The organism is Massilia sp. UBA6681 (genome assembly GCF_002454935.1).
Classification (GTDB): domain Bacteria; phylum Pseudomonadota; class Gammaproteobacteria; order Burkholderiales; family Burkholderiaceae_D; genus Telluria; species Telluria varians.
On record NZ_DKJX01000098.1, the window covers coordinates 113,359 to 126,931 of the forward strand.

The window sequence follows — 13,573 nt, forward strand, 5'->3', positions numbered from 1 at the left end:
AAGTTCATATTGAGTTTGAATGGCGAGCATGTCCCCCAGTGCAAGCCGAAACCGACACAGGAGGTAGCCAGTATGTCATTACTGATCAGGGTGATTCAGCGCGTCAAGCGGGACTATTTTCGCGCTAAATACCACAAGGTCGTTCGACAGATCCTTGCTACTCCCCCCTTGAAGCCAGGTTCGCTGCCCTTCATGCTGCTGTCGATGGTACATCAGCGTGACTTGCATTCTTACCTGGTCGCGGTGAAGTCCTTCACCCACTTCCTTAATCCGGAACGCATCGTCGTCGTGTGCGACCAGTCAATGACAGCTGCCGACCGCGCAACGCTGAAGCAGCACGTAGCGCACATCGAACTGCGCGATGCCGACGAATTCACGCATCCCGACATTCCGCGCGGCGGCACCTGGGAGCGTCTGTTCGCCATCGCGAACTTCTCTCCCGAAAACTATGTGGTACAGCTCGACGCCGATACCCTGACGGTCCGCCCCATCCCGGAAGTGCTGGAGGCGATCCGGGCCGGCCATGGCTTCGTGCTCGGCGAAATGCCCGACACCCCTATCCGCTCGCTGGCTGAGACGCGTGTGAATGCACTGCCGAAGCTGGGCCCCAACGCGCACGTCCAGAGTATCTCCGAAGCCGAGATGGTCAATGTCGGGCTGCCGTCAAATGCCAGGTATGTCCGCGGCTGTTCCGGTTTTACCGGCTTCCCGCGCTCGACCTCGATGCGCGAACAGATGCTCGATTATTCTCGCAGGATGGGCGGCAAGCTGGGCGAGGACTGGAAGCGCTGGGGTACCGAACAGGTGACTTCGAACTACCTGATCGCGAATTCGGCCGGTACCCGGGCCCTGCCATTCCCAAAATACAGCACCCCGGATTGCGCGACCGGCGACACCGCCTTTTTCCACTTCATCGGCTCGATGCGCTTCATTAACGGCAAGTACGAGGCCACGTCGCGTCACGCCATCACGCTGATCGGAAGCGTGCCAGCCCGGGAGCCCAGCGTCACGGCCCTGTGAAGCGGTAGAGAGTTATGGCAGATTTGCGTCGTTCGCTGATAATCAATTTTTTCTCATCATCGGGCGCAACGCTCATGCGTTTCGTGGTAAGCATCCTGCTGGCTCGCATCCTGAGCCCGGCGGAGATCGGCGTCTACTCGATGACGGTCGTGTTCGTCAACCTGGCGCACGTGTTCCGCGACTTCGGCGTGTCGACCTACCTGCAGCGCGAGCCAGAACTCACGCCCGACAAGATACGCTCGGCCACAGGCGTGGTGTTCACCTCGTCCTGGCTGATCGCCATCGCCATGTTCCTGTCGAGCGGCGCGATCGGACGCTGGTTCAACGAGCCGGAGATCGTTCCAGTGATGCAGGTACTGTCGATCGGCTTTCTGCTCATCCCTTTCGGCGCCATCACCAACGCCCTGCTGACGCGCGAACTCGCTGCCGAGAAGCAGGCGATCGTCAACATGATTGGCACCCTCAGCTTCTGCATCAGCTGCGTCGTGCTGGCCAAACTCGGCCACGGCAGCATGAGCCTGGCCTACGCCAATCTGATCAACATCACCGCCTGCGCCGTGGCCCTGATCCCCTTGCGCCCGAAAAACATGCCCTGGCTGCCGGCCTTCGACCACTGGCGCAGTGTGACCCATTTCGGCCTGGGTTCGCTGCTGTCGAGCTCCATGGTGGCGCTGAACAATGCCATCCCCGACCTGCTGCTGGGTAAGCTCGGCAACGCGCGCCATGTCGGCCTGCTCAGCCGCGCCAACTCGACGGTGACCATTTTCACCCATGTGGCCGGCTCGACGGTCAGCTATGGCGCCGTGTCTTATATGGCGCAGGCTCACCACCGCGGCGAGTCGCTGGAACCTGTGCTGACCCGCGCCACCGCGCTGCTGACCGGGGTCGGCTGGACCGCATTGGCCGTGACCACCGTGCTCGGCAAGGACATCGTGCTTGCCTTGTACGGCGAAGCCTGGCTCGAATGCGTGCCCGCTATCCTGCCCCTGTCGGTCGCCGCGGGCGTGGTGATGGCCTTCCACTACATCCCGATCGCGGTCACCGCCATCGGCCGCCCCTACCTCAGTGCAGCTCCAGTGGCGGCGACACTGCTGGCGCGGATCGGCTTCGCACTCGTTCTGTTCGACGGCACCCTGGCCGGCTTCGGCTGGGTGCTATGCCTGGCGACCCTGGCGGCCGCGCCGATCACGCTGCTGCAGCAACGGCGCTATTTCGGCTTCGGCACAATGTCCCTGCTGCGCGCCCTGCTTCCCAGCGCCTTCGTGACCGCCGGGACCACGGTCATCGCGGGACTGCTGGCGCTGCTGCTGCCATCCACGCTGGCGCCGCTGGCGCGCCTGCTGATCATGTTCCCGGTGCTGGCCATCGCCTGGTACGTGCTGTTGCGCGTCAGCAGGCATGCGATGCTGGACGAGGTGCACCGGCTGGGCAACATGGCACGTGCCCGTCTTCCGCTGCAGCGTCCGAATATATAATGCGAAGCCTGTACAAGGACCCTGACATGTATCTCGACGAAACCAAGAACATTCTGATTGACGTGCTGAGCCTCGGCGAGGCCGGACAGCGCCTGCAAGCCGACTCCCCCCTGCTGGGCAGCCTGCCCGAGCTCGACTCCATGGCGGTGGTCAGCCTGGTCGGGGCACTCGAAAACCATTTCGGCATCGTGATCGACGACGACGATCTGAGCGCAAGCACTTTCGAGACCCTCGGAAGCCTGGCCAGCTTCGTTGCACAAAAGAGCGCCGGATGAGCTTTGCCGCGGACGAAACACACGCTGAACCATTCTTTCTGCAGCGTGCCGACTACCGGCTGTTTTGCCTGTTCCATCCGCCACGCGGGTGCAGCCGCGGCGCCGTTCTCTACGTACCGCCCTTTGCCGAGGAGATGAACCGTTCCCGCCGCGTTGCGGCGCAACAGGCGCGCGCTATGGCGGCACTCGGCTATGGCGTTCTGCAGCCCGACCTCACCGGCACCGGCGACAGCAGCGGAGACTTCAGCGATGCTCGCTGGGAAATCTGGAAGGACGATCTAGCGGCCTGCTGCACCTGGCTCGGCGAGCGCTTCGGCCAGCCGCCTTTGTTGTGGGGCCTGCGCCTTGGCGCCCTGCTGGCGCTCGACTATGTGCAGACGGCGCCCTATCCACCGCGCGCGCTGCTTCTTTGGCAGCCGGTGACAAGCGGCAAGGCCTTCCTGACGCAGTTCCTGCGCCTGCGCACCTTCAATGCGGTGCTGGCTGACAGCGCTTCCGAGCAGACTAGCACACGGGCGCTGCGTGCAGCGCTGCAGTCCGGCCAGGAGCTCGAAGTCGGCGGCTACACGCTGACCCCGGCGTTGGCCGAGGCCATCGACGCACTGGCGCCTCTCGAGCGCCATGCACCACCCTGCCCGGTGCACTGGTTCGAGATGGCCACCGCACCCGACCATGCCATGCCGGCAGGCGCGGCCCGCACTGCGGATGCCTGGCGTGCGCATGTGCAGCTGCAGGTTTATCCAGTTGCGTATCCATCGTTCTGGTCGGCAGCCGACGCCGGCGCGGCCTCTGGCTTGCTTGCTGCAACTTCAACGCTGATGCAGGAGGGCTACTTTGACGCTTGACGAACGCGCACTGGCTTTCCAATGCGGCGGCGACTGGCTGTACGGGGTGGCAAGCCTGCCGGCGGCCGGCGGCCGCCGTGGAGTGCTGGTCGTCGTCGGAGGGCCGCAATACCGCGCGGGCAGCCACCGCCAATTCACATTGTTGGCGCGCGACCTGGCACGGGACGGCGTCCCTGCCATGCGCTTCGACTATCGCGGCATGGGCGACAGCGAAGGAGCAGCACGATCTTTTGAAGACATCGACGAGGACTTGAGTGCCGCTATCGACGCCTTTATCGAGGCCGCACCTGGCATGCGCGAGGTCGTGTTGTGGGGTCTGTGTGACGGTGCTTCGGCGGCAGCTATGTATGCGCCCTCGGATCATCGCGTCTCCGGCCTGGTATTACTTAATCCGTGGGTGCGTACAACCAATGGATTGGCCCGCACCACCTTGCGCCACTACTACCGACAGCGCTTGGGCGAGCGCGGTTTCTGGCGTCACCTGCTGAGTGGGCGCTTCGACTTGGCAGGCTCGCTCAGGTCGATGCTCGGCACTGCGCGAGCGGCGCTTGCGCCAGGATCGCCAGGGTCGGCGCTGCCGGAGCGCATGCTGGCCGCTCTTTCCAGCTTCAAGGGACGCATCATGGTGATCACGGCGGGCGCCGACCTGACAGGGAGCGAATTTTGTGACCTGGCTGCAGCCAAGCCGGCATGGACACAACTATTGCGCGCACCATCCGTGACTCGCCACAAGCTGGAAGGAGCGGATCATACTTTCTCGCGGCGCGACTGGCGCGATCAGGTGTCTGCCTGGACCAGCACATGGGTCCGTTCCTGGTAAGCAGTGCTACCTAGGCTGCAACAGGAGGCCGGAACACCCGGCACGCCTGATAGTCGAGCTTGCGTTAGGCACGCCGCCCGAACTACCGGGAGACCTGCCCCAAATCGACGACGATCATCCCTGAATGGCATTCATCCGTTCAGGCATCGCAACCGATGGGTATTCACAAGGAGAACATGTGTGACAACCTGTCGCATGCGCAATGCCTCCAGGCATGCAATACTTGTTGACAGGCTAGCCAAATTTTTCCATTAGAATGCTGAATCTTATTCCAATGGCAGCGACCGGAATTTCAAATACACCAGGACTCGAGATGCCTGAAAATCCATCGAGCGATAAAGATCACGTCGTTCCAGCGCCACCAAGCATCTCGCTCGAACGACCAATCAACGCTGTTTTCTTGCCTAACGTTAGGATGGGGACCAAGCGGGCGGCGCTTATTACCGAGGGCGGTCCCGACCCGCTACGCGAATCAAATGGTTTCCAGCAAAATGGCGTGCGTCCCAGCGAACGCGATCTTCATGCATTCCCCTGGAACCCCTTGGTTAAAAAGGGTTCGCTACTGGCGGGACTGGATCTGCTGCGTGCATTGAAAGTGTTGCTGTTCGACCGAAAGGCCGATGTCATCGTGTCGGTTTTCGAGAGCAACGTCTTTTTTATCCTGCTGTTGCGCAAGATCTTCCGATTCAAACCCAACATTGTTTTGTGGGAAGTGTCGGGCCGGGGGTGGGCCAAACGCGACAAGATTCTCGATTTCGTTGTTCCGCGCGTCGACCATGTATTTGTCCTCACCGAGGATCAGCGTCGCAAGGTTGAAGCGCAGTACGCGCTGCGCAATTCGGCCCAGGTACTTGGCTTTGCGATCGACGACGAGTTCTTCCGCTCTACCCGGCAACATGTAGATGGACGATACGTACTGGCTGTCGGCGACGACGCCAGCCGGGATTACCCGACACTGATCGAAGCATGCCGGCTGGCTGGTTTACCGCTGAAACTGCGGAGCAATGCCAAGTTTTCGGTACCGAAGGATGCTTCGCATGTCAGCTTTGTCGGACGACTCAGCTACAAGGAATTACGCGACCTGTACGAGGGGGCAAGCATCGTCGTCGTTCCGCTAAATCCTGTGGATTATCCAGGTGGTATCACTGCCATTTACGAGGCGATGGCAATGAGCAAAGCCGTGGTGGTGTCGCGTACCGCGATGACCGCCGACTTCCTCGCGCATAGGGAAGACGGAATCTTCGTGGATCCGGAGGATGCCAATATGCTGAGCAAGGAATTATCGGCGTTGTGGGGCGATTTGAGCGCCCGAGAAGCACTCGGCATTGCCGCACGCAAGCGGCTTGAGCAAGACTTTTCATACGAGCAGTACATCCAGCGTTTCGCAACCTTGTTGCGCCAAGCTGCCCGAAAATGACTCGATGCTTTCGCACGGTTTCGTTCACTGAACAAGCCTTTCAGAGGCTGGCCACGAATAGACACTGGCAGCCGTCGTCAGTATTGTGCGCATAAGCTGTCACGCCAATACCGACGATTCATGGGTGCCGCATCTGTTCCCTGTAGCCAGGTTTCGCAAAACTCAAGCTACGCAGGAACAGGCCCCAGCCGACACTCCTCAGCCGGCGCTCCTCAATGCACAGCCGCCGCGTCTCGGCGCTGACCGCAGCCGGCGATGCTGTCGAAAGCGCCGTAGGCTGGCGGCTGCAGGCGGCGGCCGCCGCACAGGTCGGCGATGCCGGCGTCGTCTTCGCGCGCACGCTCGCGCAGAGGCGCTTCGCCGCGCCAGCGGAAATCCCCGGCGCCGGGAGCCACGAACAGGCTGCGCACCGGATGGCGGCCGGCGAAGGCCTGCCACACGGGCGAGGTCCGGTTGTCGAACTCGCGCACCAGGCCGTCGTCGCGGCTGCGGATAGGCCCGTCGACCAGGTTGCCGTCCAGGCGCGCGCTGCTGGTCGAGAAGCGCACGTCGATGCCGGTGGTGTCGATTAGCGTATTGTCCTCGACTCGGGTATTCGCCGCGCTGTTCAGGTAGATGCCGACGTCGGAGCAGCCAACCACCAAGTTGGCGCGCAGCAGGCCCCCATCCTGTTCGGTGATGCAGCGCCCGTCACGGCACACCGACTTGCCGGTGCCGCCGCCACCGAAGGACAAGCCGATCCGCTGTCCCGGCAGACCGCGCAGGCGGCGCTCGCACCACACCAGGTTACGCTCGAAGACATTGCCGCTGCCGCCGCCCTTGGCAAAGGCGCCGTAGCTGATCCCGTTGCCGCCCTCCTTGATGAAGTCGCTGATCACGTTGGCACGGATGGTCCAGCCGCTGGCCGCGACCAGGTCGATTGGGGTCACCGGGTTGGCGGTACGGCGTGGCCGGCTCGCGTCCAGGGTGTTTGATTCGATCAGGCCATGGTCGGGAAAGCGCCCGTGCAGGCCGTTAATCTTGAAATGCGCGTTGAAGTCGCTGATGGTGTTGTTGCGCGCGACGAAATGGCTGGCCGCGCCAAACACGTGAAAGGCGTGCTCGCAAGCGCCATCGTCCTGGCACACCCCATGGATCTCCAGGTTTTCAAAGTGCCAGTGCGGCGCGCTGACGCGGAAACCAGCAACCATGTCGAATTCGAGCCGTACGCTGCCAGGCAGCGCCGCGCGCACTACGATGGGCGCGCCAGGGGCGCCGGGGCGGTCGGCGTTCAGCCTTCCGGTGAGACGGTAGGTGCCGGGTGCGATAGTGATGACATCGCCCGCGCGCGCGCGCGCCAGCGCGGCGCGCAGGGCTTCGGCACTAGCGACCACCGTGCCTGCGCGCTTGTCGTCGCCCGCCGCCCCGGCCTGGGCGCCCAGCGCCAGTCCGGACAGCTGCGAGTCTTCCGGCGCCGCCGGCGTCCCGCGGTCGAGGCGCTGCAGGGTGCCGGCCGTGAATTGGCCGGCGGCGACGATGGCCGCATTGTGGCCGCTGGTGCGCTTTTCGATGTAGGGCGCGAGCTGGCGCGGCGCGATGCCGGCGCTGTCGACGGCGATGGCGGCAACGACGCCGCCTGCCACCAGCAGTGCCGCGGCCAGGGCCAGGCGGCGACCAGTGCGGCCACGGCGGCGGCCACGCCCCCCAGCCTGCTGCGGCTGCCTCATGCGGCGCTCTTGATGCCGTGGCGGTTCATCAGGTCATACATGGTCGGGCGGCTGATGCCGAGCATTTCGGAGGCCTTGACGATGTTGCCATCGACCCGCGCCAGCGCCTTGACGATCGCCATGTACTCGGCCTCGTCGCGCACCTGGCGCAGGTTCAGCGGTTCGTCGGCCGGCTTGTCGCCCTCCGGCAGGCCGAGGTCGTCGGCGACGATGGTATTGCCGTCGGCCATGATGACGGCGCGCTTGATGCAGTTCTCCATCTCGCGCACGTTGCCGGGCCAGTCGTAGCCCTCGATCGCTGCGATCGCATCCGGCGCGAAGTGCAGCGTCGAGCGCGATTCCTGGGCGCAGAACTTGTTCTTGAAGTGGTGGGCCAGCAGGGCCGCATCGCCATGGCGCGCGCGCAGCGGCGGGATCGTCACCACGATCTCGGACAGGCGGTAGTACAAGTCTTCGCGGAAGCGCCCGGTCGCGCACAGTTCCTTCAGTTTCTGGTGGGTCGCACAGACGATGCGTACGTCGACCGGGATTTCCTCGTGGCCGCCGATGCGCTCGATCACGCGCTCCTGCAGGAAGCGCAGCAGCTTGGCCTGCAGGGCCATCGGCAGGTCGCCGACCTCGTCGAGGAAGAAGGTGCCGCCGTGCGCCAGCTCGACCTTGCCCTTGGTCTGCTTGGCGGCGCCGGTGAAGGCGCCCTTTTCGTAGCCGAACAGTTCGCTCTCGAGCAGGTTTTCCGGAATCGCGGCGCAGTTGATCGCCATGAAGCGTTCCTTCGAGCGCGGCGACAGCGCATGCAGGGCGCGCGCCAGCACTTCCTTGCCGGTGCCGGATTCGCCCAGCAGCATCACCGACGCGGAGGTCGGCGCCACCTTCTCGATGTTGCGGCAGAGCTTGAGCATGCCGGCGTCGCGGCTGATCACGCCGGCCATGGGCGAGTCGGCCTGCGACTGCTGCATGCGGCGGTTTTCCATCTGCAGGTTGTACAGGAAGAAGGCGCGCTCGATCACCAGCTTCAGCACATCCGGCTCGCAGGGCTTCTGGTGGAAATCGTAGGCGCCCATGCCGATCGCCTTGACCGCATTGCTGTGGTCCTGGTTGCCGGTTAGGACGATGACGCGGGTGTCAGGCGCCAGCGCCAGGATCTGTTCCAGCGTCGCCAGCCCTTCGGTCGAGCCGTCGGGGTCGGGCGGCAGGCCCAGGTCCATGGTGACCACGGCCGGTTCGTGGCGCCGGATCTGGGCCAGCGCGGCCTCGCGGTCGCCGGCGACGACCACGTCATAGGCATCCAGGCTCCAGCGCAGCTGTTTCTGCAGGCCCGGATCGTCTTCGATGATCAGGAGTTTCGGTTTGTTTTGCGTCACGGCAGTCCTCGGGTCATGCGGCCTGCCCCACGTTGCGGGCTTCCTCGCTGTAGAGCGGCAGGCTGACTGTGAATGTGGTTCCGGCGGCAGGAGCGCTGGCGAGTTCCAGCTTGCCGCCCAGCTCGTTGATGTATTCGCGGCTTTCGAACAGGCCGATGCCCATCCCGGCCGGCTTGGTCGATTCGAAGGGCTTGAACAGGCGTTCGCGGATGAATTCCTCGCTCATGCCCGAGCCGGTGTCCGCGATCTCGACCACCGCGCAGCCGTCAGCGCGCCGGATGTCGACGGTGACGCGGCCGCTCTTGGGTGTGGCCTCGATCGCATTCTGGATCAGATGGCCGAGCACGCGCTCGAGGCGCTCGCTGTCGGCCAGCACCTGCAGGCCGCCGTTCTCGACCCGCAGCACCGGGCGCGGCTCGAAGGCGTCCTTGAGCGCGATCGCCTGGCGCACCACGCGGTCGACCGTCAGCGGCAGCGGCTTGACCGGGGCGTCGTTGCGGCTGAGCTTTTGCAGCATCATCTTCATCTTCTGGATCGAGTGCGTCACGGTGTCGAGCATGTCGCGCTGGAATTCCGGATTGTCGCGGTGCTTCTCGGCGTTCGCGTTCATGAGCGACAACTGCGACACCAGGTTCTTCAGGTCGTGCACGACGAAGGTCGACATCCGGTTGAAGGATTCGAACTGGCGCGCCACCATCAGGTCATTGGCGGCATCCTGCAGCGCCAGGTAGCTGGCGGCCTGGCTGCCGGCGATCTCCAGCAGGTCGAACACTTCCCAGTTCAGGGCCATCGTGCTGCGCGAATCCTGCAGCACCACGAAGCCGAACAGCTTGCCGTGCAGGATCAGGGGCACCACCACCCAGGCACGCGGAATGGCGGCCAGCCAGTCCGGCAGCACCAGGTCGCCGTATTTCTCGGGCAGCGCCCGGTATTCGTGCAGGTCGATGACCCACTGGGTGCTTTCCAGGAAGCGGCAGAAGTTCGAGTTTGCCGGCTCGTTGTCGCTGGCGGTCGCCTCCCAGCAGGCCACCGGTTCGTAGATCTCGTTGGCGCGGCGCTGCCACAGCACCCCGCCCGGGCTTTCCACCAGGGCCGCGACCGCCTCGACGGCGCGCTCGCCCAGGTTGGGGCCGTGCTCGGACAGGGTACGGGTGAAGCGCATCCATTCTTCGCGGTAGTCGTAGCCGTAGCTGTAGAAATGCTTGCTGATGAAGACCTTCAGCCAGGCGCGGAAGGCGCCGGAAAACAGCACGCCCGCCAGCAGCAGCAAGGCGCCGCACAGGAACACCACCTGCATCAGGGTGCCCCAGTCGCCGCCGAAGAATTTCAGGTAATAGCCGGCCGAGCCCATCGCCAGCAGGTAGATGGCCGAGCCCAGCAGCGCGGCGGAATGGAACATCACGCGCCGCGACAGCGCCAGCGGGGTCACCATGGACTTGCTGCGCTTGACCGCGGTGCCGACCAGGGGCACCGCCAGGGCATTGACCACGCCGCGCGCGTCCCAGACTTCCGGGCTCATCTCGTGGAACAGCATCGCGTGGGTATACATATAGAAGTCGTAGCCGAACATCGCGCCGATGCCCAGGCAGGCGAACTTCACCATCCAGCGTTCCTGTACCGTCTTGTTGCGGTACACCTGCTCGACCAGCAGCATGCCCAGCACCGCCATGCAGACGCGCGCCATCACGTTCGGCACCAGGCCGGCATCGGTCTTGTACATGAGGTCGAGTTGCAGCACGAGCTTGGCCAGCAGCAGCAGCAGGTAGGCGGCAATCCCGAGCAGCACCGGGCGGCGCAGGCCGAGGAAACCATCCGGATCGCGGTAGTGCCCGAGCATGAGCACCAGCACCGCCGACCAGGCGCCGTTGCGCACGATCTCGAGGGCCTCGGTCCAGACCGACACGGCCGTTCCCTGCGACGCTTCCCAGGCGACGGCGCCGGCCCACAGCGCGGTGAGCGCGCAGGCGGCCGTCACGGACGTAACATGGGCGCCGCCGCGCCACAGGGCCAGCAGCAGCACGCCCAGCAAGAGAAATGCGGCGGCAGCGACGCTATAACTATAGACAGCAATACTGGTCAACGTGCGCCACCCAAAAAAACAGCCGTCAAAGGCATGGGAAGTCGGGAAAAGGCGGCGGCGCCACGCGGCGCCACCGGAAAATCAACGGCCGCTGCGGAACAGCACGACCTTCAGCGTATCGATCAGCACCAGCACGTCGAGGAACAGGCTGTTGTTCTTGACGTAGTAGAGGTCGTACTGCAGCTTCTGCAGCGCGTCCTCGGCCGAGGAGCCGTAGCCGTAGCGCACCTGCGCCCAGCCGGTCACGCCTGGCTTGATGCTGTGGCGGACATTGTAATACGGCACCACCTCGATCAGCTGCTCGACGAAGTAGGGGCGCTCCGGACGCGGGCCGACGAAGGACATTTCGCCCTTGAAGACGTTCAGGATCTGGGGCAGTTCGTCGATGCGGGTCTTGCGCATAAAGTTGCCGACACGGGTGACGCGCGGGTCGTTCTGGGCGGCCCACTGCGGCTTGCCGCCTTTTTCGGCATCGACACGCATGCTGCGGAACTTGTGCACGAAGAAGGTCTTGCCGTCCTTGCCCACCCGTTCCTGGGAATAGAACACCGGGCCGCGGTCTTCCAGCTTGACCGCCAGCGCCGCCAGCAGCATCAGCGGGAAGGCCATGATCAGGATGATGGTGCTGCAGACCAGGTCGAAGCCGCGCTTCATGAAGGTGCGGATGAAGCTCTGGTCGAAGCCGCCGCCGAAGATCAGCCAGCTCGGCTGCAGCGAGTCGACCCGGATCTGGCAGGTTTCGCGCTCGAAGAAGGTGGCGGCGTCGGTCACGCGCAGGCCGCGCAGCTTGCAGTCGAGCAGTTCTTTCATCGGGAAGCCGCCGCGCCGGTTCTGGACCGAGACCACGATTTCCTGGACGTTGTATTTCTTGGCCAGCGCATGCAGCGAGTCGCCGTCGCGTACCTTCAGCAGCCCGTCCTCGGGCACGCACACTTCCTCGTGCGCGATCGGGATGTAGCCGGCGATGTGGTAGCGGTGGTAGTTCGACTTGCGCTGGGCCAGGTCGCTGCATTCCTTGGCCAGCGGGCCGCTGCCGAGGAACATGATGCGCGACTTCAGCAGCTGCAGCTCCGAGGTCTTGAAGAACAGCATGCGCGCCAGGAAGATGCCGATCGCCGACAGCGCGAACACCAGCAGCAGGATGCCGCGGCCGAAGGACAGGTCCGGCGCCACGTAGAACACGATGGTCAGGATCAGGAAGCCCATCAGGAAGGACGGCATCAGCTTCATGAAGAAGGGATGGCGCAGGCCTTCGTCGGCGTCGAGCTGGTACATGCCCATCGCGCTCATGCTGAAGATGATGGCGGTGGCGAAGGCGATCGCCGACGTCAGGAAGTGCTCGACATGCGGTGTGCTGATCGGCGCATCCATGTCCAGGAAGCGCAGCGACGCCCCGGCATAGGCCGCGCCCAGCAGGATCAGGGCCTCGATGAACAGCAAGACGAAGACGATCTTCGACACGTAGTGATTAGAGATCTTAAACACGGTATCCCCCGAATTTCGTATTTTTAACTGCTTGCAGAAGACGATTCATACTTGTTCCAGATGCCCGGCATACCAGTCGAGCGCACGCTCCAGCCCTTCGCGGATGCGCCAGGCAGGTGCATAACCCAGCAGCGCCGCAGCCTTCGAGATGTCGGCCTGGGAATGGCGCACGTCGCCCGGACGGAACTCCCCATGCTCGGGACGGTGGGCGGCCACATGTGGAAAGCGCGGGGCCAGCAATTCGCGCAGCATCGCGTACAGCTGGTTCAGGCTGGTACGCTCGTTCAGCGCCACGTTGTAGACCTGGTTGGCGGCCTCGTCCCCGGCCAGCGCGGCCAGCAGGTTCGCCTGCACAACATTGTCGACGTAGCAGAAGTCACGGCTGGTCTCGCCGTCACCATTGATCTTGACGGGGCGGTTGCCGATCAGGGCAGCCACCCATTGGGGAATCACGGCCGCGTAGGCGCCATGGGGGTCCTGGCGCGGGCCGAACACATTGAAATAGCGCAGTCCGATCGACTGGGTGCCATAGGTGCTGGCGAACACGCCCGCATACAGTTCGTTCACGTACTTGGTGACCGCATACGGAGACAGCGGCTTGCCGATGACGTCCTCGGTCTTCGGCAGGGCGGGATGGTCGCCATAGGTCGAGCTGGAGGCGGCGTAGACGAAGCGGCGCACGCCGGCGTCGCGCGCCGCGATCAGCATGTTCAGGAAACCGGTGACATTGGTGGCATTGCTGCGGGCCGGGTTGGCCACCGAGCGCGGCACCGAGCCGAGCGCAGCCTGGTGCAGGACGAAATCGGCGCCGCGCAGCACGGCCGCGCAGGTGTCCGGGTCACAGATATCGCCTTCGGTGAAGCTGAAATTGTTCCATGCGGCAGGGCCGACGAGCTCGCGCACCCCTTCCAGGTTGCGCCGGTGGCCCGTCGCAAAATTGTCGAGCCCGGTCACACGCTGGCCCAGCCCGAGCAGGGCCTCGACCAGGTGGGAGCCGATAAAGCCGGCCGCGCCCGTCACCACCCATTGGTACTGGTGCTGGAGCAGGTGCTGCCTGACATCTTGAAACTTGTTCACAGATCCAATACT

Annotated in this window: 11 protein-coding genes; 6 read left to right on the forward strand and 5 right to left on the reverse strand. The window is 64.0% G+C overall.

Translation table 11 applies throughout. The annotated features are described in order from the left end of the window. The first annotated feature begins 72 nt into the window (after positions 1-72). From B2R83_RS18375 to B2R83_RS18400, 6 genes are all read left to right on the forward strand, one after another. Positions 73-1,020 (forward strand): hypothetical protein, encoded by a 948-nt coding sequence (locus B2R83_RS18375; RefSeq protein WP_292044085.1) that lies wholly within the window; start codon positions 73-75, stop codon positions 1,018-1,020. Positions 1,021-1,034: 14 nt separating this feature from the next. Then, entirely contained in the window at positions 1,035-2,495 is a 1,461-nt protein-coding gene (locus tag B2R83_RS18380; RefSeq protein ID WP_292044086.1) for an oligosaccharide flippase family protein, read from the forward strand. Positions 2,496-2,521: 26 nt separating this feature from the next. Next, on the forward strand, positions 2,522-2,770 hold the full coding sequence (locus B2R83_RS18385; protein ID WP_292044087.1) for an acyl carrier protein: 249 nt from the start codon (positions 2,522-2,524) through the stop codon (positions 2,768-2,770). Beyond that, a complete protein-coding gene (locus B2R83_RS18390) occupies positions 2,767-3,615 on the forward strand; it encodes a hydrolase 2, exosortase A system-associated (protein WP_292044088.1) in 849 nt (282 codons plus the stop codon). Before B2R83_RS18385 ends, B2R83_RS18390 begins: the two co-directional genes overlap by 4 nt. After that, positions 3,605-4,435, forward strand: a complete 831-nt coding sequence (locus B2R83_RS18395; protein ID WP_292044089.1) for a hydrolase 1, exosortase A system-associated — start codon at positions 3,605-3,607, stop codon at positions 4,433-4,435. Before B2R83_RS18390 ends, B2R83_RS18395 begins: the two co-directional genes overlap by 11 nt. A 313-nt stretch (positions 4,436-4,748) precedes the next feature. Beyond that, positions 4,749-5,852 carry a glycosyltransferase family 4 protein gene (locus B2R83_RS18400; protein WP_292044090.1) on the forward strand — a complete coding sequence of 368 codons (1,104 nt, stop codon included), beginning with the start codon at positions 4,749-4,751 and terminating at the stop codon, positions 5,850-5,852. Between the two features lie 212 nt (positions 5,853-6,064). On the opposite strand, the gene B2R83_RS18405 is transcribed toward B2R83_RS18400, so the two are convergent. The 5 genes from B2R83_RS18405 to B2R83_RS18425 form a co-directional block, all read right to left on the reverse strand. Then, the gene (locus B2R83_RS18405; protein ID WP_292044091.1) at positions 6,065-7,558 is read right to left on the reverse strand and encodes a right-handed parallel beta-helix repeat-containing protein; all 1,494 of its coding nucleotides are present in this window, start codon (positions 7,556-7,558) and stop codon (positions 6,065-6,067) included. Beyond that, positions 7,555-8,919, reverse strand: coding sequence for a PEP-CTERM-box response regulator transcription factor (gene prsR, locus B2R83_RS18410; RefSeq protein WP_292044092.1), 1,365 nt, complete (start codon positions 8,917-8,919; stop codon positions 7,555-7,557). Before prsR ends, B2R83_RS18405 begins: the two co-directional genes overlap by 4 nt. A gap of 13 nt (positions 8,920-8,932) precedes the next feature. Beyond that, positions 8,933-10,999: an XrtA/PEP-CTERM system histidine kinase PrsK gene (gene prsK, locus B2R83_RS18415; protein WP_292044093.1), complete on the reverse strand. Its 2,067-nt coding sequence runs from the start codon at positions 10,997-10,999 to the stop codon at positions 8,933-8,935. Between the two features lie 81 nt (positions 11,000-11,080). Further along, a complete protein-coding gene (locus B2R83_RS18420; RefSeq protein WP_292044094.1) occupies positions 11,081-12,484 on the reverse strand; it encodes a TIGR03013 family XrtA/PEP-CTERM system glycosyltransferase in 1,404 nt (467 codons plus the stop codon). Between the two features lie 45 nt (positions 12,485-12,529). Beyond that, on the reverse strand, positions 12,530-13,561 hold the full coding sequence (locus tag B2R83_RS18425) for an SDR family oxidoreductase (RefSeq protein ID WP_292044095.1): 1,032 nt from the start codon (positions 13,559-13,561) through the stop codon (positions 12,530-12,532). Positions 13,562-13,573 lie beyond the last annotated feature (12 nt).

Excerpts from the sequence above, each read along its gene's own strand:
- B2R83_RS18375 (WP_292044085.1), top strand. The coding sequence starts at position 73 with ATGTCATTACTGATCAGGGTGATTCAGCGCGTCAAGCGGGACTATTTT.
- B2R83_RS18380 (WP_292044086.1), top strand. The coding sequence starts at position 1,035 with ATGGCAGATTTGCGTCGTTCGCTGATAATCAATTTTTTCTCATCATCG.
- B2R83_RS18385 (WP_292044087.1), top strand. The coding sequence starts at position 2,522 with ATGTATCTCGACGAAACCAAGAACATTCTGATTGACGTGCTGAGCCTC.
- B2R83_RS18390 (WP_292044088.1), top strand. The coding sequence starts at position 2,767 with ATGAGCTTTGCCGCGGACGAAACACACGCTGAACCATTCTTTCTGCAG.
- B2R83_RS18400 (WP_292044090.1), top strand. The coding sequence starts at position 4,749 with ATGCCTGAAAATCCATCGAGCGATAAAGATCACGTCGTTCCAGCGCCA.
- B2R83_RS18405 (WP_292044091.1), bottom strand. The coding sequence starts at position 7,558 with ATGAGGCAGCCGCAGCAGGCTGGGGGGCGTGGCCGCCGCCGTGGCCGC.